17 protein-coding genes are annotated in these 23391 nt (G+C 64.0%); 12 read left to right on the top strand and 5 right to left on the bottom strand.

Translation table 11 applies throughout. The annotated features are described in order from the left end of the window. Positions 1–554 precede the first annotated feature (554 nt). Positions 555–2072, bottom strand: coding sequence for a cellulase family glycosylhydrolase (locus tag CH289_RS06240; protein WP_094727583.1), 1518 nt, complete (start codon positions 2070–2072; stop codon positions 555–557). Positions 2073–2199: 127 nt separating this feature from the next. Further along, positions 2200–3603, bottom strand: a complete 1404-nt coding sequence (locus CH289_RS06235; protein ID WP_094628746.1) for an O-antigen ligase family protein — start codon at positions 3601–3603, stop codon at positions 2200–2202. Positions 3604–3713: 110 nt separating this feature from the next. Between CH289_RS06235 and CH289_RS06230 the strand changes: the two genes are divergently transcribed. The 8 genes from CH289_RS06230 to CH289_RS06195 are packed head-to-tail and all read left to right on the top strand — an operon-like array spanning position 3714 to position 13278. Next, the gene (locus CH289_RS06230) at positions 3714–5108 is read left to right on the top strand and encodes a tyrosine-protein kinase domain-containing protein (protein ID WP_037184216.1); all 1395 of its coding nucleotides are present in this window, start codon (positions 3714–3716) and stop codon (positions 5106–5108) included. Positions 5109–5110: 2 nt separating this feature from the next. Then, entirely contained in the window at positions 5111–6487 is a 1377-nt protein-coding gene (locus CH289_RS06225; RefSeq protein ID WP_256977060.1) for a lipase family protein, read from the top strand. Then, entirely contained in the window at positions 6484–7182 is a 699-nt protein-coding gene (locus tag CH289_RS06220) for a YveK family protein (protein WP_094727582.1), read from the top strand. The genes CH289_RS06225 and CH289_RS06220 overlap by 4 nt, the downstream gene beginning before the upstream one ends. Beyond that, complete coding sequence (locus tag CH289_RS06215) at positions 7179–8390, top strand: lipase family protein (RefSeq protein WP_256977059.1); 1212 nt, start codon at positions 7179–7181, stop codon at positions 8388–8390. The genes CH289_RS06220 and CH289_RS06215 overlap by 4 nt, the downstream gene beginning before the upstream one ends. 14 nt (positions 8391–8404) lie before the next feature. Continuing rightward, positions 8405–9670 carry an acyltransferase family protein gene (locus tag CH289_RS06210; protein WP_037139757.1) on the top strand — a complete coding sequence of 422 codons (1266 nt, stop codon included), beginning with the start codon at positions 8405–8407 and terminating at the stop codon, positions 9668–9670. Beyond that, the gene (locus CH289_RS06205) at positions 9670–11229 is read left to right on the top strand and encodes a cellulase family glycosylhydrolase (RefSeq protein WP_094727580.1); all 1560 of its coding nucleotides are present in this window, start codon (positions 9670–9672) and stop codon (positions 11227–11229) included. The genes CH289_RS06210 and CH289_RS06205 overlap by 1 nt, the downstream gene beginning before the upstream one ends. Beyond that, positions 11226–12449 (top strand): lipase family protein, encoded by a 1224-nt coding sequence (locus CH289_RS06200; protein WP_256977058.1) that lies wholly within the window; start codon positions 11226–11228, stop codon positions 12447–12449. Before CH289_RS06205 ends, CH289_RS06200 begins: the two co-directional genes overlap by 4 nt. A 10-nt stretch (positions 12450–12459) precedes the next feature. Beyond that, a complete protein-coding gene (locus tag CH289_RS06195; RefSeq protein WP_094727578.1) occupies positions 12460–13278 on the top strand; it encodes a sialate O-acetylesterase in 819 nt (272 codons plus the stop codon). 150 nt (positions 13279–13428) lie between these two features. On the opposite strand, the gene CH289_RS06190 is transcribed toward CH289_RS06195, so the two are convergent. Genes CH289_RS06190 through CH289_RS06180 form a run of 3 tightly spaced genes read right to left on the bottom strand, consistent with a single transcriptional unit; the run spans position 13429 to position 18213 of the window. After that, complete coding sequence (locus CH289_RS06190; protein WP_094727577.1) at positions 13429–14967, bottom strand: ABC transporter substrate-binding protein; 1539 nt, start codon at positions 14965–14967, stop codon at positions 13429–13431. A 31-nt stretch (positions 14968–14998) separates the two neighbouring features. Next, on the bottom strand, positions 14999–17278 hold the full coding sequence (locus CH289_RS06185) for an arylsulfatase (RefSeq protein ID WP_094727576.1): 2280 nt from the start codon (positions 17276–17278) through the stop codon (positions 14999–15001). After that, complete coding sequence (locus CH289_RS06180) at positions 17278–18213, bottom strand: TauD/TfdA dioxygenase family protein (RefSeq protein WP_179276750.1); 936 nt, start codon at positions 18211–18213, stop codon at positions 17278–17280. The genes CH289_RS06185 and CH289_RS06180 overlap by 1 nt, the downstream gene beginning before the upstream one ends. 210 nt (positions 18214–18423) lie before the next feature. On the opposite strand from CH289_RS06180, the gene CH289_RS06175 reads away from it, so the two are divergent. Genes CH289_RS06175 through CH289_RS06160 form a run of 4 tightly spaced genes read left to right on the top strand, consistent with a single transcriptional unit; the run spans position 18424 to position 23364 of the window. Beyond that, a complete protein-coding gene (locus CH289_RS06175) occupies positions 18424–19989 on the top strand; it encodes an ABC transporter substrate-binding protein (RefSeq protein WP_094727575.1) in 1566 nt (521 codons plus the stop codon). Beyond that, positions 19986–20945 carry an ABC transporter permease gene (locus tag CH289_RS06170; protein ID WP_019665654.1) on the top strand — a complete coding sequence of 320 codons (960 nt, stop codon included), beginning with the start codon at positions 19986–19988 and terminating at the stop codon, positions 20943–20945. Before CH289_RS06175 ends, CH289_RS06170 begins: the two co-directional genes overlap by 4 nt. Then, positions 20942–21781 (top strand): ABC transporter permease, encoded by an 840-nt coding sequence (locus CH289_RS06165; protein ID WP_033188915.1) that lies wholly within the window; start codon positions 20942–20944, stop codon positions 21779–21781. Before CH289_RS06170 ends, CH289_RS06165 begins: the two co-directional genes overlap by 4 nt. Then, positions 21778–23364 carry a dipeptide ABC transporter ATP-binding protein gene (locus CH289_RS06160; RefSeq protein ID WP_094727574.1) on the top strand — a complete coding sequence of 529 codons (1587 nt, stop codon included), beginning with the start codon at positions 21778–21780 and terminating at the stop codon, positions 23362–23364. The genes CH289_RS06165 and CH289_RS06160 overlap by 4 nt, the downstream gene beginning before the upstream one ends. Positions 23365–23391 lie beyond the last annotated feature (27 nt).

Here is a 23391-nt window from a genome sequence, read left to right as displayed (position 1 = left end):
GGGCGGAGCAATGCCGTGGAGCGATTGTTGCTAATTGCATCTTCAACCCGTCGTGTCGAACCGTGCACTGAACAGTGGTCGAGCCCCCAGAAGAACGTGAATCAGTCAGCGGTGCTTGAACTTTGCAGTGCTGGTTAATCCAGAAACGCCACACCAACATTGGTGCGGCGATCCTTCGTGCATCCCCCGACTGGGATGGAACTGTAGTCGACGGAAGAAATTCCGTGTCATTCGTTCGCTCTATAAGTATCCGTCAAGTGCCGTAATTGGTAGCGCTAAGTGAGGTGGTTCACAGTGCAAATTCGGCACGAGGCATGTAGGGATACTCGTCATTCGTCCAGATTTAACATCGGCGAAATATTTGCTCCGAGCGGGCCGGTTCACGGTGCTTTACACGGGCGATGTGAATGGAAACCGACCGGCATCGATGGAATTTCATGTCCGACGACGAATGGGTGGGCAGCCCGATGAAAAGCGTACCGAGTATCAGTCTTTCGGTCGAGAATTAAGACGGAGAAACATTCACTGAGAATGTTTTCTTGAAGCGATGGAAATCAGCGGATGACTGTTGTTCCCGAGCCGGGAATCCAGGTGATGTTGCCGTACTGGAAGTTCACGCGAACGCCCCCGCCGGGGAGTGGTGTTTCGTCGGAGGTGGCAGGGCCGAGCGTGGGATCCCAGGCGGCGACGATGCCGCCGCCGATGAGCCTTGTTCCACCGAGCTGCGTCGAGAAGACGCGGAGCCCGAAGGGGCTGTCGAAGTCCTGGTAGGTGCCGTTGAAGCCGGTGGTGGGGAGAAATCCGCTGTAGCGCACGGCGTCGGCGACGGCTCTCGGGGAGGTGACGAATCCGCCGGGCATCTCGAAGACGACGGCGTTCTGACGTATCTGTGCCCAGGTGTCGCGGACGAGGAACACCGGTGAGAGGGCGGCGCCCGACGAGGCGGGGACGCTCTGGAAGCGGGTGTGTTCGGCCGACGTCGGGAAGCCGCTCATGATCTGCGACATCACGGCCCACAGAGCCGGCTTGCCGCTCCAGTCGGTACGCAGGAGGCCGAACGTCATTTCCGGGTCACTGCTGCCCGTCTGCTGGTCGCGGAGCTGGTACAGGTGAATCGGCCCTGCGTAGGGCAGCTCTCGCCACTTCGTGATGAAGTTCGTGATCATGTCGCTCTGGGCGGTCTCCGACGCGTACGCCGTCGGGACGCCGTACTCGGTGGCCCAGATCTTCTTGTTGCCGTCGCCGTTCGCGACCATGGCCGCGTGGATGTCCATGGCCTGACGGGCAGGTGAGTGGTCGACGTACACGCCGTCGCCGAACTTCAACGAGTACTGGTACGGGTGGTAGGAGAAGGCGTCGAAGTAGCCGGCCGCGCCCGCCGTGTACATCTGGTTCACGAATCCGACGGGGTTGACCATCCCCGGTCCGTCCTCGACCGCTCCCAGCACACCGCCGATGACTGTCGCCGACGCGTCGGCCGCCTTGATCGCCGGGTAGGCGGCTTTGAGGAGTTGGGTGTAGCCGGCGGCGTCGGGTGACGGTCCGTAGAACATGGCCCCGTTGGGCTCGTTCCAGATCTCGTAGGCACTGATCTTTCCGGCGTATCGCGCGGCGACCTTGCCGGCGAACTGCCCGAACGTCGCAGGTGACGCCGGTCGGGTGTTGAGCGGCTGACCAGCGGGTGAGGTTGCCCACGGCGGTGTGTAGGCGATGATTCCGAGGATCGAGATACCGCGTGCGTGGACGGCGTTCACGACGCGATCGACGGAGGACCAGTCCAGCTGATTTCGGGTGTATTCGACGTTGAACCAGGGGATGGACAGTCGAATCGAGCTGATTCCGGCTGCGGAGAGCATGGACAGGGTGGTGTTCAGTTCGGCATCGGACGACCAGAGAAGCGCGCCGCTGTCGGAGACCCCGAGTGGAGGCTGCGTTGTCTGCGCGTGCGCGAGACCAGGCCCGACGGATCCTTCGGACGACGCGATCAGCGACGGTCCACTCCACGTCAGAGCGGCAGTGACCAGAACGACGGTCGCGGCAGAAATCAGCGAGCCGATTCGAGTCCTTTTCATGATGGTGAATCTCTCCGCAAGGGGCTCGTCGGAGGGGAGTCGCGAGCCGATTGTGGGAAATCATTACACCCGACAGGGAGTTTTGTACAAACGAAAACAATCATGCTTGACGGGACGAAACTGCTGGTCAAGCTGTCTTTGCTGTATCCAGTCTCGGAGATGAGAATGCGGGTGATTCCCCGTCGTCGGGCAGGTTATCCGTTGCCTTTTCGCGCGCCAGGACGAGAAAAACGATCAGTACGGAAAATGCCATCGTCGTGGCCGGAATGGTGACGACGGGGAAATCCAACTGCAGCGCGACGACGGAGAATCCGATGAATCCGCCGCCGATGAATCCATGTTCCCAGTTGCGCGAACGCAGGCAGCGGTAACCCAGGTACGCCCCGACGACGATGATGGCCAGGAATGCGAGTCCGGTGAAGATTCCGCCGCGGTAGACCGACAGCAGGGGAGCATTCGCGACGTAGTTGACGTCGAACGCGGTGCCGGGATCCTTGAATTCCTCGCGCCCCCAGCCGAGCCCGAAGAGCCAGTGTCCTGCCATGTGACCTGGGAAATCGACGAGCGCGTCACCGCGAGCCGAGGACCCGGCGTCGCCGCTGCCGAAGGACGAGAACACGCGGTTCCGGACGGTGGGAACGGCAAGGGCGCCGACGGACGCCAGGGCGAAACCGCCGATGATAACCACGCGTTCCCGGGTGCGCAGGTTCTGGAACAACAGCATCAGAAGCACGCCGAAGACCACGGAGAAGAGCGCCGCACGGGACAGCGTCAGCACGATCGACCCGAAGAGCAGCAGTGACAGGGCGATCCGTAGACGCCCGCGGATGAGCAGAACGCACAGCATGAGGGCAACGAACAGGCCGATACCTGCGGCGTTCGGGTCGATGTAGGTACCGGCGAGTCGGACCGTGGCGGCGCCGTCGGTGTAGACGAAGCGGGTGCTTTCCTCCTCGGTGCCGTATCCGAACGGCGACAGATACCGAATCAATCTGCCCGACGGGTCGGCGACGAGGATGACGAGTGCGAACGCGGCCGCTGCCGACGCGGAATAGACGTAGATCCGCCCGAACAGTTCCAATTCTTCGCGTGGGAGTCGGAGAAGTGACACCGCAACTAGTGTCGAAACGAGCCATTTACCGAATTCTGCATAATCCACTGTCGTGCCGGCCGTAGCGAAGACGGAAATCGCCGAAGTGACGATCAAGGCGATGACGGCCATTTCACCGACTGTGACGCGAGTCACGGCTGTGCGGTGAATCACCGACGCGAGGATGACTGCTGCGCCCAAGGTGAACACCAGGGGAGCGTGCACCCCCGGAACGTAACCGAATGGCAATGCGCCCAACGAAAATGCAAGAGCACGAGTCAAATAGAGTGGGTGGCGCAGGCCGATGTAGGCTCCAACGGTCAGTCCGACGAGTGCGAACGCGCCCAGTTTTCCGGGTGTTCCGCCGAGAATCATCAACAATGTAACGATTATCGGGACGACGACGATGACCGCCGCGTCGACTCGTTTCGAGATGCTCATGGGCACTGATGTTGTCACGCTTTCACACCTCTGCAACTGCTAAGTGATGCCGAATCGATGACGGCACTTTATTCTCATCGGCGAACCAGGATTTTTCGATTGGAGCATTCGTGGAGATTCGAGAGTACGGACGGATTCTCCGTGCAGGTTGGTGGATCGTCGCGGTGGTGACGGTGCTCGGCATCGTCGGGGGGTGGGCCTACTCGTTCTTCTCGACGCCTCAGTATCAGGCATGCGCTCGGTTGTTCGTGACCACCGAAGGTGGCAGTTCCGTGGGTGAGGCCTATCAGAACAACCTGTTCTCGCAGGAACGCGTCACGTCCTACGCGGGGCTGGCCACCAGTACTCAGGTGGCACAGCGGGCTGTCGATCAGCTTCAATTGCCGTTGTCCGCGAACGACTTGCGTGCCAAGATCACCGCAACACCGATCGAGAGCACGGTTCTGCTCGACCTGTGCGGCACCGATTCCGATCCCGACGTCGCACGAGCGCTGACCAATGCGGTCGCCGGACAGCTGACGCAGTTGGTTCAGGAACTCGAGACGTCGCAGCGGGGCGGTAGCCCGGCTGCCGGAGCAACCATCGTGGATCAGGCCGACGTGCCGACGTCTCCGCTCGGCGCGGGCCTGGTGACTCTTCTCGGGCTGGGCGCGGTGGCAGGTCTTGCTCTCGGTGTCGTGATCGCTCTCGCTCGCGGGCTCGTCGACCGTTCGATTCGTGACCGCCCCAAGGCAGAGGAGATCTCCGGCAACGCAGTCCTGGGCGGGCTCCCGATCGACGCCGAGCGGCCGAAGACTCCGGTGGCATCGTTTTCCAAGATGGGTGAGCCGCTCCGCACCTTGCGGACCAACATTCGCTTCCTCGGCGGCGGATCACCGCCGCGAGTGCTCACCGTCACCAGCGCCGAGCCGGGTGAAGGCCGCACCTCCACGGCCATCGACCTGGCAGCCGTCCTCGCCGAGGCCGGTCACAAGGTTCTGCTCGTCGACGGTGACATCAGAACGGCCGCCTTGGCCGAGCGTTTGGACATCACGCAGGAACACGGACTCAGCACGGTTCTGTCCGGTGAACACCGACTGGGCGACGCGGTTCAGCCCGACGTCATCGACGGGGTCGACGTTCTGCCCGCCGGTCCCGTGCCGCCGAACCCGAGTGAGCTCCTCGGTTCCGATCGCGCTCAGATCCTGCTGGAAGCAGTGCGCGGCGACTACCGCTACGTCGTCGTCGACACGCCGCCACTCCTGTCGGTCTCCGACGGAGCAATCCTCACCGCTCTCGCCGACGGCAGTCTTGTGCTCGCCCGTGTCGGCAGCACCACGCGGGATCAACTGCGCAAGGCGATCAAGACTCTGGGCGGAGTCGGCGGGAAGGTTCTGGGTGTCGTCACGACGTTCGAACCCCATCGTCGCCGACGGACCAAGCCGGGTTCTGCTGGGCCGGTGGCGAAGCCGAAGATCGAGGTCGAGGGGCGAGAGTCCTCGGCGGCCACAGTCGGTAGAGGCTAAGGATGGGAGTGGAGCCTGCGGAACGACCCGGTGGGGCAGGAGTGGAGCCTGCGGAACGACCCGGTGGGGCAGGAGTGGAGCCTGCGGAACGACCCGGTGGGGCAGGAGTGGAGCCTGCGGAACGACCTGGTTCGGGGCTTCGGACGTGGTCGGTGCGGGTGGGTGCAGTGTGCGCGGCTGCAGTGATGCTCGTGGGCTGCGCCCAGGATCAGGAACTGGTGCTCGCTCCTGATGCTCCGACGACGCCTGTGACGGCGTCGGCGATACCTCCGGAGCCGAGCCCGGCTCCGATACTCGGTGGGACGGCGCCCGGCTCGTTGATATCGGCCGAGCCGATCGAGGACATCGCGGTGGACATCACCGAACTGGGAGCTGCCGCAACACGTGTGGTGTATCGGTCGACGTCGGGTGTCACGGGTGAGCCGACGGATGTGTCGGGCACTGTCGTGATTCCGGGCGGTGTCGCCCCGGAGGGTGGATGGCCGGTCGTGTCCTTCGGCCACGGTACGACGGGGGTTCTGAACAACTGCGGTCCGTCGGAGTACGTCAACCTGCTCGGGAGTGCTCCTATCGTCGCGGCTCTGGTGTTGAACGGTTACGCCGTGACGATGACGGACTATCAGGGTCTCGGCCTGGACGGCAACTACCACCCGTATCTGGATTCGAAGACGTTCGGCTACAACATGATCGATGCTGTACGTGCTGCCCGTAATTTCCTCCCCACGCTGAGTACCCGGTGGGCTGCGTACGGCGTATCGCTCGGCGGGATGGCCGCGTGGGCAGCCAGCGATCGCAACGCCGAGTACGGCGGTGGCCTCGAATTGGTGGGGACGGCGGCCATCGTGCCGGTGTCGGACATGGCCGGGCTGGCCGACGCGGCGGCGTCGGGAACCCTGACGCGCGCCCAGTATCCGTTGCTGATGTACGCGCTGCACGGACTGGCGATCACGCACCCGGAGATGAACCTGGACGACTACCGTTCCGGTCTGGCGCGGGAACGCTGGGACGATTTCATGCAGTGCGTTCCGCCTGGGTCGGATCAGGTTCCCGAGCTCGTGGCTCGGCTGCAGGCGTCGGATTTGCGTCCGGTCGATCAGCAGGCCACCGATCGGCTGCGAGGGTGGTTGGCGGACATGGCTCTTCCGGCGCAGAAGTCCACGTCACCGCTTCTCGTCATGTACGGGTCGGAGGACGACCTGATTCTCGAGTCGTGGACGGAGAAGGCACTCTCCAGGGCATGCGACGCGGGAGATGTGGTGGAGTACGAGCTGCACAGCGGCGAGGGGCACGGCGACCTCGACAGCAGCCGATCGGTGCCGTGGGTGAAGTCTCGGTTCGCCGGGCAGCGCGCGGTGAACACGTGTGAGCAGGTCGAATGATCACTCCTGTCGGTGTTCCCACGCTGCGCGACTACGGCAGGATGCTGGTCCGCGGGTGGGCCTTGATTTTCGCGGCCACCGTACTCTCGGTCGCTGCCGCGTGGATCGCCGATTCCGTTGTCGCAGAGAAGTACACGGCGACCTCGCGCGTGTTCCTGACTGCGCCCGGTCCGTCGTCACCTCGTGCGGCGATGGAGGGAAACCGCAGTTCGCTCGTACGGGTGGAGAGCTATGTAGGTCTGGCCACGTCCGAGCAAGTCCTGAGGCGCACCATCGTCGACGTGGGTCTGCCGGTCTCTCCCGACGACTTGAAAGCCGATCTGCTCGTCGTGTCGACCCCCGGGTCCGCATTGATCGACATCAGTGCAACGCAGGACGATCCGACGCGTGCGCGTGACGTGGCCAATTCCGTTGCGCTGAAATTGATCCAGCTCGCCGAGGAGATCGACCTCGGTGCGAACGGGCCCGTGTCCGAGGTGACGCTCATCGACGCCGCGGGCGTGCCGTCGCCGCCGTCGACGTTGATGTCTGCTCTGGTGCTCGGTGGGGCGATGGGCGCTACTGTTGCCGCAGTGCTGGTCGTCGGAGCGGGGGTGCGACGCGATTCGATCGTCTCGCGGCGACAGGTCACCGACCTTCTCGCGGGCGAGGGTGTGACCGACAAGGTGCATTACACAGGGGGAGCGGTTCGATGAGGAAGACAGTGGGGACTGTTGCATTCGTGTCGATTCTCCTGGCCTCCGGGTGCGGGGGTCAGGATACGTCGCCGGAACCGAATTCGGTGGCCTTCGGCGGAACGATCGAGGCGGACTTCACCGACGCAGGTCCTGGCAGTCTGAAGAGTGCAGAGGAACTGCTCACCATCGACAGGCGAGTCAGCGCGATCTCCTCTCTGGCCGCCAGGGTCGTCTACACCTCGACGTCCGGAGTCGACGGATCCCCAACGGAGGTGTCCGGGACCGTCTTCACGCCGCAGGGCCCCGCGCCGGAGGGCGGATGGCCGATCATTGCCTACGGCCACGGAACCACGGGAGTGTTGCCGGACTGCGGGCCGTCGACCGATCCCGAACTGCTGGGCAGTTCTCCCATCGTCACGGCGCTGGTGAGGTCCGGGTACGTGGTTGCGGTATCGGACTACCAGGGTCTGGGGATCGAAGGGAACTACCACCCGTACCTCGATGCGCGGACGGCAGGCAACAACCTGATCGACTCGGTGCGCGCTGCACAGAAGTTGGTTCCGGACACGTCGGATCGATGGGCGTCGTTCGGGGGTTCGCAGGGTGGACAGGCGGCCTGGGCAGCCAACGAACTCGCGAACACGTACGGTTCGGGGCTCGACATGGTCGGATCGGTGAGTCTCGTTCCTGCCGCCGATATCTCGGGTCTCGCCCGGGCAGCTGCGGCGGGCACGCTGACCGCCGATCAGAAGCCGCTGCTGCAGTGGGTGCTCGTCGGGCTCGCGCAGTCCCACCCGGAGATCGACCTGGCCGACTACCGGCGCGGTATCGTCGAGGAACGATGGGACGAACTGTCCGCCTGTGGCGGACCCCTGGCGGCCGACCGCACGGAGCTGGCCGCGCAGATCGACGACGAGGATCTGAAGCCGTCGACTCCGGAAGCCGAACGCGCACTGGAAGGCTACCTGCGCGAGATGAGTCTTCCGCAGACACGCGCTGCCGCACCGATGCTGGTGCTCTACGGTGGCAAGGACACACTCGTATCGCAGGCGTGGACGGACGGCGCTGTCGCAGCCGGCTGCGCGAGCGGTGACTCCATCCAGTCGGTACTCCAGCCGGAGGCCGGCCACGCAGACATCGACGGTGCTGCTGCGTTTCCGTGGCTGAACGACAGATTCGCGGGCGAACCCGCCGTCAGCTACTGCCCTCCGCCCGCCGCACCCTGATGTGAAGGCTCACCATGACAGCAACCCCGGACAGCACCGCTGCCGCAGCGACGGCGCCGAGTTCGACGGCCGGATCGAAGAGACCGGCGAGGATCCTCGGTCTGGACGGCCCGCGGGGCTTCGCGTGCCTGTGCGTCCTTGCCGTGCACGTGGGAGGGCACAACAGCCCCGTGACGGTGGCCGACTACAAGCTGGGACTGCTCGGCCAAGGTCTGATCTTCTTCTTCGCCCTGTCCGGCTTCCTCATCTTCCTGCCGATGGTCAGGCGCCTGTTCGCCGGTAAACCCATGCCGGACAACAAGAGCTACGCGGTACACCGGATTCTGCGAGTGTTCCCCGCGTACATCGTGATCTTCCTGTTCGCGAACTTCGTGATGCGGGCGGTGTTCACCGAGAACGCGGCGGTGGCCGAGGAACACTTCACCGACGCCGGGCTCGGCATGATCACCGATCCGGTGACGTTGCTCGGCAACCTCACGTTGGTTCACTCCTATGTGCCGTCGATGCTGCAGACCGGTATCAATCCATCGTGGTCGCTGACGCTGGAGCTGATGTTCTACATCGCCTTGCCACTGCTGGCGGGCATCGCGTTCTATCTCGCACGCCGGACGAGCATCAGTGCCCCGGTACTCGTGCTTATCCCCGTCGTGGTGATGTTCGCGATCGGTGTTGCAGGAAAGCTCTACACCGCGAGCCGGGTGGAGCCGTCGGGAATCACCGATCCGCTGCTGTTGGACTGGGGACCGAACGAGGTTGCCGTTCTGAGCCGAAGCTTCTTCTCCCTGGCGGACAACTTCACGTTCGGCATGGCGGCTGCTGTCATTTTCGTCGCCGTCGACACCGGAGTGTTGACAGGCTGGATCGCGAAGAACATGCGGTGGTGGACGGGCCTGGCGATGCTGCCCGTTGCGGCCATCTCGCTGAAGCTCGTCGACGACAACTCTCGGTGGCAGACCACGTTCGTTTCCCTCGGATCCGCATTGCTGATCCTGTTCATCATCGCTCCCCTTGCGCGAGGCGAGAGGTCGAAGCTCGCCGAGCGCGCGGACTGGAAGCCGCTCGAATATGTCGGCACCATCTCGTTGAGTGTCTATCTGTGGCACTTTCCGGTCCTGATCATGGTGGGACGCTTCGGCTGGATGGCCGGGGACAGCCCGGTGGGGATGCTGTGGAACTTCGTCGTCGTGACGGCGGTGAGCGTACTGTTCGGCACCATCACCTACCGGCTCGTCGAGAAGCCTGCGTTGATGTTGGCGCGTAAGTACAAGTCCGGTAAGTAGTGCCCAGATCGTGGGCGGCGCTGTCCGTTGCGGCGCTACTGCTCACCGCCTGCGGTGCACCGGACGTGGCAGCGCCGCGGCCGGTGGACATCTCGCTCGTCGGCGGTTTCGTGCAGGGCCCGGATCCTGCGTCGCTCGATCCACTTCCGCTGCGTCCCATCGGTTTCACCGGCGGCGCGCCACTGCTGTGGGCGACCGACGACGACCTCGCGCGTAGCCTCGACGCCGTCGCTGCCTCCGGTTCGACGCGCCTACGGCTCGATGTGGCGTGGCCACTACTGGAACCCGAACGGGGACTCGAAGTCTGGGCACCGACGGATCGGGTGGTGAACGCTGCGCTCGACCGGGGTATCGACGTGCTGGCCATTCTCGATTATTCACCGGACTGGGCCGCAGCGGACCCGGCCCTCGGGTTGACGAGCAAGCCGGCGTCGGCGGAGGAATACGGTCGATACGCCGGCAGTGTCGCCGCCCACTTCGCCGGTCGGGTCTCGGCGTACGAGATCTGGAATGAGCCGAACGGATCGGTGTTCTTCGGTCCGTGGGCCGATCCGGAGCTGTACGCGGAGATGCTTCGTGAGGCGTTCGGCGCAATTCGTGCCGCCGATCCCGATGCGTTGGTGATCGGGGGTGCGATCGGTGCCGTGGGCGACAACCACAACACCATGAACGGGCTCACGTTTCTGAAGCGCATGTACGACGCAGGGGCTCATGGGTATTTCGACGCGTTGTCGGTGCATCCGTACTCGTACCCGGGGACGCTCGTCGGGACCGAGCAGTTTCCGGATGGTGCCCTGCACATGATCGCGGACATGCGGCGGGAGATGATTGCGCGGGGCGACGACGACAAGGACCTGTGGGCAACGGAATTCGGATCGCCGACCGACGAGGGGGCCGGAATCGACGAGGCCCGCCAAGGAGAGTTGCTGACGACGTTCGTGCACGAGTGGAGTCAGCTGCCGTTCGCCGGTCCGATGTACGTGCACGAGATTCGTGATCGGCTGGCGGGTTCGTCGAATCCGGAGGACAATTTCGGGGTGCTGCACCGAGATTTCACTGCGAAGCCCGCATACGAGGCAGTGGTGGCAGCCATGAAGGCGGGGTTCAGTTGGGACCCGGAACATCTTGTCATGCATGCGGTGTCGAAGGAGTTCGGCTTCCTCGGTGAAGCGCTGACGCCGGTGTATCCGGCACACGACGACATCGGACGAAAGTACCTCGCGCAGGAGTTCGCCGGTGGCGTTCTCTTCGGCACCCATCGGGGCTACGTCGCATCGCCCTCGAACGTGTCCGGCGCGGTACTCGCATCCGGGTATCTCCCTGCGGGCCCGTACGTGCAAGGGATGCAGCAACTGGACGTCGACGGCGGGGCACGAGTGTTCCACAGCGACCGAACCGGAACGTTCGTCGTACGCGGAGCCATTCTGGAGGCGTGGACTGCCGAGTTCGGTTTCCCGGTGAGCGACGAATACCAGGACGGCGGATTGCTCGTATCGGATTTCGAATTCGGCAGTATCCGTTGGTCTCCCGAGTCCGGTGCGACGGTGGAGTCGAGATGAGGCTTGTGCGTTTTCGCTCGGCGTGGACAGTGGGGGTACTCGGGACCGTCCTGCTGACGGGTTGTTCGTCGGCGGGACCGCTGGTGACGAGCATGCCCGCGATCTTCGCGGAATCGCAGAAGCTTCGGCCCGCAGAGCCGATCGACGTTGCCGATCCCGGTACCGGTGCCGGGTCGGTGATCAGTGCGGAGACCATGCCCAATCTGCCGTCGGCGGTGCAGCGTGGTTCCGAGGCAGCCCGCGTGGTGTACCGGTCCACCCAATCCGGTGACGGCGGCGCCACCGAGGTCTCGGCGAGCGTATTCGTGCCCGACGGGGATGCACCCGAGGGCGGTTGGCCCGTCATCTCGTTCGGTCACGGTACCACGGGAATCGAGAACGCGTGCGGGCCGTCGCTCTCACGGGATCTGCTCGGAAGTGCGGCATTGGCAGCTGGATTCACCTCGGCGGGGTTCGCCGTGGCCATCACCGACTACCAGGGCCTCGGCCATGAGGGTGTCCACCACTATCTGGACAACCCGACTGCCGGTTACAACATGATCGATGCCGTTCGGGCACTGAGGCATACGTTCCCCGACGTGTCCGCCCGGTGGGTTGCTTTCGGTGGATCCCAGGGCGGCGGTGCAGCGTGGGCAGCGAACGAACAATCCGGATACGCACCGGAACTCGAACTGCTGGGATCGGTCAGCCTGGCACCGGCAGCGAACATGGTGGGCCTGGTGGACAAGGCTATACAGGGCACTCTGACTGCCGACCAAGCCCCGTTGATGCAGTGGGTGATCGAATCTCTGGCCAGGAGGTTCACCGGCTTCGATCGTGATCAGTACCGTAGCGGATCGGCGGCCGAGGACTGGGCCGCGCTGAGCGGCTGCACCCCGGCGCAGGCGTCGGCACGTGCGGACGCGGCGGAACGGATCGGTGCTCGTGACTTCGCGCCGAAGACGCCCGACGCGGAATTCTTGTTGCGCTACTACCTCGAGCAGATGGCGGTACCGCAGCTGAAGGCGTCGGCGCCCATGCTGGTGGTGTACGGAGACGCGGACACCTACATCGACGACGAATGGACGGATGCGGCGCTCGCCGAGGCATGTTCCATGGGGGATGTGATCACCATCGACCGTCAACCAGGCAAAGGGCACGGCGACGTCGACGGCGGTGCAGTGAACGACTGGATAGGTGAACGGTTCGCCGGCACTCCCGCCGTCGACGATTGCAACTGAAGGTGGGGCCATGGGACGTCTGAAGAACCTCGAAGTGCGTGCCAAGGACGTGGTCAAGCGGCGCCTGGGAACGGGTCTGCCCGTCACGGTGTTCGACGAGCCGTACTTGCTCGTCGCGGTCCTGGGGCAGTCCAACGCGCACGGCGCCGGGATGGGATTGGACATGAGCGGACTCGACGCGCCGCATCCGAGAGTCCACCAGTGGGCTGCGTCGGGGAAGTCGAAGAACACCATCGTCGCAGGATGTGACCCCCTGTTCCACGAAGTACCCTCCAAAGCAGTCGGATTCGCACCTGTCTTCGCCAGGGAGCTCGCGGACTCGACGGGCCGGCCCGTGCTGTTGGTCCCGTACGCACGGGGCGACTCGGCATTCGCGCGCGTCAACGGAGTGACCTGGGACCCCGCCGACCGCGCCGCCCGACTCAACCTGTTCTGGAACGGGATGGAGCGCATCCGATCCGCCCTCGCCCTGCACCCCGGCAACGAACTGGCCGCAGTGCTGTGGCACCAAGGCGAATCCGACGTACCGCTGACACCAGGGCCCGTGTACGCACAGAAACTGGACAGCGTGATCGACACCATCCGCGAAGAATTCGGCGACATACCCTTCGTCATCGGCCAGATGGTTCCCGACGAAATAGCGTCGGGACACCAGGACTATCCCGTCATCGACGCCGTGCACCGAGACACCCCCGATCGTCGGCCCCGCGTCGTCTTCGTCCCCGGCCCGGAGGGCCTCTACAACACCGAAACCGAGAAAATCCACTACAACGCCGCGGGGCAGCGTGACCTGGGCTCACGCATGTGGACGGCATTCAGCTCCATCTGAAAACAGCGTCGCTCGGCCGGATCTTCGAAGCCATCTCATCGAAGCTGTGGTCGGGCGTGGTGTAACAGTTGCGTCGATCTCAGCCGGGAAACCGCCTGTAATCGACGCAATTGTTACATCACTCCCGCGTTGTCCATCGGCGCCGAGTTCCTAGACTGTTGCGCGGTTCAGAATCAGATTCTTGTATCGATTCCATTCGATGCCCGAGACACCGGCGGAGTAGACGTTGGTGTTCGTGGTGATGGCGAGGTCGATGACGAACTGCTCGTCGAGCAGAAGATCCGAGAACTCCGTGTACGACGCTGCGGCCGTGTCGCTTTCCGGGTCGGCTTGCGTCCAGAGGCGGTCGACGATGGCGGTGTATTCGGGTGAGGTGTAGCCCGACAGGTTCTTTGCAGGCTTGAACGGTGCAGCGCCGGTGGCGAGGGTCGACGGGTTGAGTTGGGCGAATCCGTGTGGGTTGATCCACAGTTGGTGTTGGCCGCTGTTCAGGAACGGTGACAGTGTCGCTTGTTCGCGTGGGTCGAGGGTGACGGTGAATCCGATGTCGGCGAGATTGTTCTCGATGATCGCGGCGATGTTCCGTGCCGGTGCGAGACCGGTTCCGTAGGAGAGCAATACGGGTTGTGACGGTGGGCCTCCTGCGTCGGCGAGCAGCTGGCGTGCCTTGTCGAGGTCGCGGGAATAGAAGTCGCGGGCGGCCTCGTCGTAGGCAGGCGAGGACTCCGGCCAGGGGGCGCTGGAGGCGATGCCGACGCCGCCGAGGACCTCGTCGAGGATTCGTTCGCGGTCGACTGCGTAGGAGATTGCTTGTCGGATTCGTTTGTCGGCCAACGCCGGGTCCGCGACGTTCGCCCCGACGTAGTACGCCACGTCGAACACGTCTTCGTTCTCGACGTGGTATCCGTCGCCCGAGAAGGGCCTGGCGTCCTGGGCGGAGACACCGATGACGGCGTTGGTCTGCCCGGAGCGCACCGAGGACAGGAGTGCGGAGTTGTCGGGTACCACTCGGATGGTGACCTTGTCCAGCAATGCGGGGGTGTCCCAGTAGCTCCCGTTGCGACTCCAATCCGACTGCCGGCCACGCTGCCAGGAATCGAAGACGAAGGGGCCGGTGCCCACGAACTGTTCGCCCGCGAGCAGTGCTGCTTCGGTGTCGGAGTCGGTGAGGAGGGTGAACTCGAGGAGGTCGTGGAGGTTGACCAGGGGATGCGTCAAGGTCAGTACGGCGACGTGGTCGTCGGAGGTGTCAACCGCCTCGATCGTGCGCGCGGCTGCCTGCAATTGCGAACCGGCTGTGTCCTTCGCGAGGTTCGTGAACGCGTACTCGACGTCCTTGGACGTGAAGGGTCGACCCGAATGGAATGTGACGTCGTCGCGGAGCTGCAGGGTCACGGTGAGGCCGTCGTCGGAAACCTCCCATGAGGTGGCGACGCGCGGAGTCGGTTCGAGCGTATCGGGGTCGAGGCGGACGAGTGTGTCGAAGACGAGTCCGCCGATGGTCATGGAGGTCAGTGACTGGGAGAAGATGGTCGCGGGGTTGAGGTCGCTGAGTGATCCGATCACCAGTGTGCCGCCTGCCTCTCCCGATCCGCTCTTCGCTTCCTCGACCGCCGACGAGCACGCGGCGAGGAGCAGTGCCGTTGCTCCCCCCGCTGTGCCGGTGAGGAATCCTCTGCGGGAAATCATGTGAGCCTTTCTGTTCGAAGCCGTGAATGTCCTAGTCCGCGAGAATCTCTGCCTCGGTCTCGATGCGGTCGACTGTCACCGGGGGAACCCGTACCGGTCCTGGGCGGTAGGTGACCGACTTCAGTGCACCGGTGTATCGGAAGACTCCTCGGCGTTCGCGCAGGTCCCAGGACACCGGTCCTCTCGAGTCGACTCCGACGGAGATGCCGGTCCACGGTGCCATCGCGACCAGTTGGACTTGGTTCGGGAGTGCTGCTACGTGCACAGCGTCGACCGATACGGCGAAGTCCCATCGCAATCCCGGTGCCACTGCGGCGTCGAGGGTGACGAGGGAGGCATCCGGCGGCAGTGATGCACTCACCGATCTGTAGCGTCCAAAACTGTTGAAGCCGAGCACGATCTGTCCATCCTCCACGTAGAGGATGTACCCGCCCTGCGGATCGCCGTGCGCCACGAGTACCCCGTCGGCGACACTTCCGAGAGCAACGTCGATCGAGAAGTCTCGGTAGGCGATCAGCCTCGACGACCGGTAGCGCTCCAGGGTGGGCGTTCCAGGAAGGAGCGTGACAGGGTGGGACAGCTGCGCTTCTTCGGGCCTGCGCCGTGCGAGGTCGGCGCGCGTGATCAACGGGAATACCGTGTTCTCCCACGCAGCGCGCTCCCAAGCAGTTGCGAGTTCGGCGACCTTGTCCGGGAAGTCCGTGGATACGTCCTGTAGTTCGGTCGGGTCGGTATGCACGTCGAACAGTTGCCACTGCGGGGCGCCGACGTCCTCTCCCGCGAGGGCGAGCAGCTTCCAGCCGTCTCGGTAGAAGCCGCGATGTCCGGTGATCTCGGAATACTGTTCGAGGTGTCGCGACGGGCCGTTGGAATGTAGTACTTCGGCGAACGACACACCGTCGAACGTCAGGGCAGGACGACCTTGCCGTTCGGCGGGCACGTTCAGTCCTGCGAGGTCGAGTAGCGTCGGCGCCAGGTCGGTCACGTACGCGTACTGATGGCGGATTTCTCCGCGCGCGGGTAGCCCTGCCGGCCACGACAGCACGAAGGGCACGCGCACACCGCCGGCGAATGTCTGACCCTTGTAGAACCGGAACGGCGTATTGGACGTCTGGCCCCACCCACGCGGATAGTGCACTCCCAACCGTGCTGTCCCGATGAGATCTTCGTCGTGGGGCACGTCACCGACCCAGTCCGGATCCTTCACACCTGCGAACTCCGCGAAGTAACTCCGTGTCCCTTCCGGCCCGCCTTCCGCTGTCCCTCCGTTGTCCGAGGTGAACACCACGATGGTGTTGTCGAGTTCACCGAGGTCCTCGATGACCTGCAGTACACGTCCGATGCTCTGGTCGATGCTGTCGACCGTGCCTGCATAGACTTCCATGTAGCGCGCGAAGCGTCGTTGCTGGTCCTCGGTGAGCGAGTCCCATGGTTCGACGTCGTATCCGGGTTCGCTGTTGCGCGGTGCTTGCCGTGTTCCCTCGGGGAAGAGCCCGTCCGCGAGTTGCCGGGCAAATCGACTTTCGCGCAGCCTGTCCCACCCGGCGGCGTACTTGCGCCGGTACTTCGCGCGATCTGCTTGCTTGGCCTGCAGTGGGCCGTGCATCGCCACGTGCGCGAAGTACAGAAAGAACGGCTTCGGCGAGTGTGCTCGTAGATCCTTGATGTAGCCGACGGCGTGATCGGTCAGATCGTCCGTGAGGTAATAGTTCTCGGGGTACTCCTCGGTTTCGACCGCGCCGTTGTCGGAGGTCAACTGATTGGGGTGGAAGAACGAGTTCAGCCCTTCGAGCGACCCGTAGTAGCGGTCGAATCCGCGCTGCGTCGGCCACGAATCCTTGGTTCGGCCAGGACCCATGTTCGCATCGCGCACGAGGTGCCATTTTCCGACGGCATAGGTTGCATACCCGTTGTCACGCAACATCTCCGGTAGTGTCAGAGCGTCGTCCGCGAGCTCGAGACGTAGACCCGGAAAACCGGGGTCGGCGTTGGATACGTAACCGTAGCCCGCGCGGTGAGCGTTGATGCCGGTCAGAAGTGACGCGCGGGACGGTGAACACAGCGGAGTCGTATGGTAATTGGTGAAACGCACACCCGACGCGGCCAGCCGGTCGAGGTGAGGAGTGTCGATCTCCGAGCCGTAAGGACCGGTGTCACTGAAGCCCATGTCGTCGATCAGAATGACGACGATGTTGGGGGCACCGGGGGGTGCGGACGGAGGATAGGTCCAGGCCGGGGTCGATTCGGCAGCCGTTCTGCCGACTCGACCCTCGAATCCGTCGTACCCCCGCGCGTAGGGCGGAATCGACATCAGAGAGAGATGAGGACTGGCTCGTCGATGACCGAGTAGTGCTCTGCGTCGCCGGCGACGACGCGGCTCTTCTGCCCGTTCGGGTGGACCGGGACATCACCGGCGAGGGTGATGCGCTCGAGTCGTCGGTACTGGTCGTCCCAGTCGGCCACGGCGTAGTGCTGGGTGGCGCGGTTGTCCCAGATCGCAACGTCGCCGAGTGACCACGTCCACCGAACGGTGTTCTCCAGTTTGGTCACCCGGTCCTGGAGAAGGTTGAACAGCACCTGTGATTCCTTGGTCGGCAGGCCGATGAATCCCTTGATGAAGTGGCCGAGAACGAGGGTCTTCTCACCGGTTTCAGGGTGGACGCGCACCACAGGGTGCTCGGTCTCGAAGTACGTGGACTGGAATTCCTTTCGATACTCCGCCGACTTCTCGTTCTGGATCTTCTCTGCGGACGTCGCGGAATAGTCGTAGGCGTTCGAGTGCGTCGCCCACAGATTGTCGACAAGAGCCTTCAGCGAGTCCGGGAGGCTCTCGTAGGCTGCGACCTGCGATGCCCAGGTGGTGTTTCCGCCGTATTCCGGGAGCTGCACGGCGCGAAGAATCGATGCCTTGGGGATGCGGTCGACGAACGTGACGTCCGAGTGCCAGCTGTTGGCCTTGCCGTACTCGGAGTCGATGGCAAGAGTCTTCGTGCCCCGCGATGTCACGGTGGGGTGCGGCGTCGTCGGAGAACCGAGAAGCTCGGCGAACGCGTACTGACCTTCGTCGTCGAGGTGGTCCTGTCCGCTGAAGAAGATGACCTTGTGTTCGAGCAGTGCGCGCCGGATGAAGTCGACGGTCTCCGTGTCCAGGTCACCGCCCAGGCGGACACCCTCGATACGCGCGCCGATCTTGCCGCCGACCTTCACTGCCCGAAGGGATGTCGCGGTAACGGTGTCTACTGACATGGAGCGAGCCTTTCCGTCGGAGGTGCACTGCACGAAAAATAGAGGCGCAGTACGGGATTGCATCACCGCACCATAGAACCGTCGAGCAATCCACAGTTTGGATCACGAAGATTGCAAGTGCCTCGAAACGTTGTGGTTCCGGAGGTGCCGGTGCTAGCTTCGCTGCACACTTGCGTCTCTCCTTGAAAGCGAATCGTCTTGAGTACAAACATGTCTTTCGACCGGCGCACTCTGCTGCGCGGTGCGGGCCTGAGCGCGCTGGCCATCTTCGGTGCGGCCGCGTGCTCGTCCGCGGTGGGTGAGCAGCAGGACGCAGGCTCGTCCGACGCGACCCCGGTGCGCGGCGGGACGCTGAAAAGTGCGGTGACGCAGGACGTGGTGCCGGCGAACTTCCTGACCAACACTGCGGGTGCGACAACGGTCATCGGCCTCGTCTACGAAAGCTTGATCCGGTATCCGCACGACGAGGTATCGCCGACGCCTTTGCTTGCAGAGTCGTGGACACTGGCCGACGACGGCCTGTCGCTCACGCTCGAACTGCGAGACGATGTCACGTTCCATTCCGGGAGGCCGTTCACCTCGACGGATGCCGAGTTCTCGATTCGCACCTATGCGGACCCCACGTGGACGGCGCAGTTGCGCAGTACCGCGGCGGCGATCACGGCCTTCGACACCACCGATCCGCACCGGCTCGTACTGACGTTCGCGCACCCCCTGGGCAACATCTTCGATCTCCTCGACACCGTCCCGATCCTGGACAGCGAATCGATCGACCAGCTGAGGACGGGTGAGAAGTTCGTCGGTACCGGTCCTTTCGTTCTCACCGAACGCACGCCGAACCAGTCGCTCACCTTCGTCCGCAACGACAGTTACCGGGTGCCGGAGCGCCCGTATCTGGATCGCGTGGAAGTGTCGATCATCCCCGACGCCCAGGCGTTGACGAACGCCATCAGGTCGGGTCAGGTGCAGGCGGTCACCAACATCAACTACCGCGACGCGGAGACGCTCGCGAACGGCGGGGCACACACGAGCAACAACCTCGAAGGTGCCGAACTGCAGATCTACGTCGGCACCAACGTGCAGAACCCGGCACTGTCCGACGTCCGGCTGCGTCGGGCGATCGCGTTCGCGCTGGACCGTGACCGGATCATCGCCGAGGTATTCCGGGGTGCCGGATACCCGATCAATGTCCCGTGGCCGAAAACGTCACCCGCGTACGACGAGGACCTCAACGCGACCTTCACCCTCGATACGGACCGCGCGAAAGCGTTGGTCGCCGAGGTCGGAAACATTCCCGCCCTGCCGCTGACCTATCAGGCGGGAAACCCGTACTACGAGGCGACCGCGCAGATCGTGCAGGCGAACCTGGCCGAGATCGGCGTCACGGTCGAACTCGATCCGGTCGAGAGTGCCGCATTCGTGAAACAGCTGATCGGGCAACAGTTCCCCGCGCTGTGGGTGACGTTCCATTCCTGGGCGCAGTACACGCCGTCGACGCTGACGGTCAGCGCGTATCCGTTCAATGCACTGAAGAACGCGTCACGGTACGAGTCGCCCTCGTATCAGGCTGCTGCCGACGCGGCGTGGCAAGTGGCCGACGGCACCGGCGACGAGGCGAAGGAGAAGTACTCGGCGGTCAGCCAGGAGCTGCTCGAAAGCTTGTTCCTGATCGAGATCGGCGTGACGTTCAACCAGGTTGTCACTGCCAACAGCGTGCACGGTCTCGATTGGACGAAGCGATCGGAAGTCCTGCTGACGGATGTCTTTCTGTCATGACGCGCTACCTGCTGCACAAGATTCCGTCGGCACTGCTCGTACTGTTCCTCGCGTCCGTCGTGATCTTCCTGGTGCTCCGCCTGGTACCGGGTGACGCCGCGACGACATTGGCCGGGCCCGACGCGTCCGAGGAATCCATCGCCGCGATCAGAGCGCAACTGGGACTGGACAAATCGATCCCGGTGCAGTACTCGACCTGGCTCTGGGGCGTGGTCACGTTCGACCTCGGGCGCTCGTACGTCATCGGCGGAACCATTGCGGACCTGGTGTTCGACGGCCTGCTCAACACCGTCGTGCTGTCGGTGACGGCGCTGCTGCTGGCGGTCGTGGTGTCGGTCGGGCTTTCGGTTGCGTCCGTGGCGTGGCCGAGACGCTGGCTCACCGCGCTGGTCAACGGTGCCAACACCGTTGCCGTGGCGTTGCCGCCGTTCGTGTCCGGTGTGCTGCTCGTTCTGTTCTTCGCTGTGTTGCTGCCGGTACTGCCGGCGGGCGGGGTACCGCCCGACGGGTTCCTCGCTCGTCCCGACATCACCGTGCAGTATCTGCTTCTCCCCGCCGTGTGCCTGGCATTACCGGTGGCGGCCGCTCTGACGCGGTTTCTGACGGAGTCCCTGCGCACCGAACTGAAACAGCCCTACATCACCACAGCTCGGTCCCTGGGAGTGTCGCAGTGGAATCTGGTGTCGCGCTCGGCGCTGCGAAACGCACTGCCCACGATGGTCACCGCGTTGGGTCTGCAGACCGGGCAGTTGCTCGGGGGTGCTGTTCTGGTCGAGGCGATCTTCGCGTGGCCAGGTATCGGTCAGTTGATCGAGCAGGGCATCAGCCGGCGTGATTACCCCGTCGTGCAGGTCTTGCTGCTGTTGTCCGTGACGGTGTTCGTCGCAGTCCAGCTCCTGACCGATGTGGTGCACGCCTACCTCGACCCCCGGATTCGCATCGGAGCACCGTCATGACCGTCCTCGACGAACCAGTACGGACGCGGACCAGGTGGAGTGGCCTGACGAGTGGTCAGGGGCTGGTGGGAGTGATCATCGTCGGTGTCATTGCGCTGGCCGGTATCTTCGCTCCGCTGTTGGCTCCGTACGATCCGCTGGAACAGATCTCCAGCGCAAACTTGCTGGCGCCCAACGCGGATCATTGGCTGGGAACCGACCAGGTCAACCGCGACGTGCTCTCGCGAGTGCTGTACGGCATCAGAATCGATCTCGAGATCGCATTTCTCGCGGTGCCGATCGGTGCGATCATCGGTGGTCTCGTCGGGTTGGTGTCGACGCTGCATCCGGCGGCCGACACTGCCGCACAACGAATCTTCGACGTCGTGCTGGCCTTCCCCGCCTTGATCCTCGCCATCACGCTCGCCGCCATCATCGGTCCTGGTGCGTTCACCGTCGGCGTGGTGATCGTCCTGGCCGAGCTGCCGATTTTCGGTCGGTTGATCAGAACATCGGTGCTGAAGGTGCGGGAACAACCGTACGTCGAAGCGGCCGAGGTCATCGGAGCGGGCAAGCTGTTCGTCCTGCGCACGCACGTGCTGCCGAACTCGCTGGAGCCCATCGGAGTTCAGGTAGCGCTGTCGCTCTCCCTCGCTGTGTTCGTCGAGAGTGCGATGAGTTTCATCGGTATCGGCGTCCGGCCGCCGGAACCGTCGCTCGGGTCGATCATCTCCGACTCCATCCCGAATCTGGACATCAACGCGGCGTTCGCTGTCGGACCGCTCGTCGTCGTCGCACTGCTCGTCCTCGGCTTTCTCCTCATCGCCCAGGGCATCGGACGGGAGCGCCGGTCATGACCCTATTGAAGATCGAAGATCTCACCATCGCGTTCGGGACGGCTGCCCCGGTCGTCGACGCAGTGAGCATCGGCGTCGACGACGGTGAGATAGTCGCACTGGTGGGTGAGTCCGGTTCCGGTAAGTCGCTCACGGCCCGAACGATTCTCGGGTTGCTACCCGACGGTGCCGCCGCGACCGGCTCGGTGACTCTCGGAGACACACAGTTGATCGGCGCGGACGAGGCTCTGCTCGGGTCCGTCCGAGGCGTGCGAGCAGCGATGATCTTCCAGGAGCCGCAGACCGCTCTCAACCCGGTCCAGAAGATCGGGTGGCAGATCACGCAAGCTCTGCAGGCACACGGCAGGATATCCAAGTCCGCGGCTCGCTCCCGGGCGATCGAACTGCTGGAACTGGTGGAGATTCCCGACGCCGCATCCCGAGTCGATTGGTATCCGCATCAGCTGTCCGGGGGCCAGAAGCAGCGTGTCGTCATCGCCCTCGCACTGTCCGGTGAACCTGACCTTCTGATCGCCGACGAGCCGACCACAGCGCTGGACGTCACCGTGCAGGCCGAGATACTCGACCTGTTGCAGCGGCTGCGTAAGACTCGTGGCACAGCCATTCTGTTGATCACTCACAACATGGGGGTCGTCGCGGAGATCGCCGATTCGGTCGTGGTGATGCGCGAGGGCCGAGTGCTCGAGAGGCAGCCGGTGGACCGGTTGTTCTCCGATCCGTCGCACCAGTACACCCGCGATCTACTCGACGCGGTTCCACGACTGCACGAGGTCCGTGATCGCCTGCACGAGAAAGGATCCACCGAGGTCCTCCGTCTGAGCGACGTCTCCGTCGTGTATCCGGGTCGCTTCGGTGCGGCGTCCTTCACCGCGATCGAGGGCGTCGACTTGACGCTCTCGGCCGGCGAAGTTGTCGGATTGGTCGGTGAATCCGGTTCGGGAAAAACGACTCTAGGCCGACTCGCGCTGGGGCTGGTGCCTGCGACCACCGGCAGAGTCGAGCTACTCGGGGCGACGGTCGGACACTTGCGTGCGTCGGAACTGCGGGCGCTTCGGCGAGGCGTCGCGCTGGTGCATCAGGATCCTGCGGCCTCGCTGGACCCGCGCCGCAGCGTCGGGCAGAGCATCGGTGAGCCTTTGGTGGTGCACAAAGTGGCCACCGGCGCCGAGTTGCGCTCGAGGACGAAGCAACTGCTCGAATCGGTCCGTTTACCAGCGGACTTCGTGGACCGCAGACCGTCGGAGCTCTCGGGTGGGCAGCGTCAGCGCGTCGCACTGGCTCGGGCTCTCGCGCTGTCGCCGAAGCTGCTGGTAGCGGACGAGCCGACGAGTGCGCTCGATGTGTCGGTGCAAGCTCACGTACTGGAGTTGTTCGCCGAGTTGCGGGAAGAATTCGGCTTCGCCTGCCTCTTCGTCAGCCATGACCTGGCTGTGGTGGACAGCGTCGCCGATCGGGTCGTCGTACTTCGGCGCGGGACAGTGGTGGAGGAGGGGCGCGCCGCTGAGGTGTTCCGGAACCCGCACCACGAGTACACCCGACATCTGATCGAGAGTGCACCCGCTGCACCCGTGCGGGCCGGATGAGGCGGTTCGGCGCGCACGGGTGACGGA

The sequence above is a fragment of the Rhodococcus sp. RS1C4 genome (assembly GCF_002258225.1).
Lineage (GTDB): Bacteria > Actinomycetota > Actinomycetes > Mycobacteriales > Mycobacteriaceae > Rhodococcoides > Rhodococcoides fascians_E.
The sequence above is the reverse complement of the archived record's forward strand: the minus strand, read 5'-3'. Positions and strand labels throughout refer to the sequence as shown.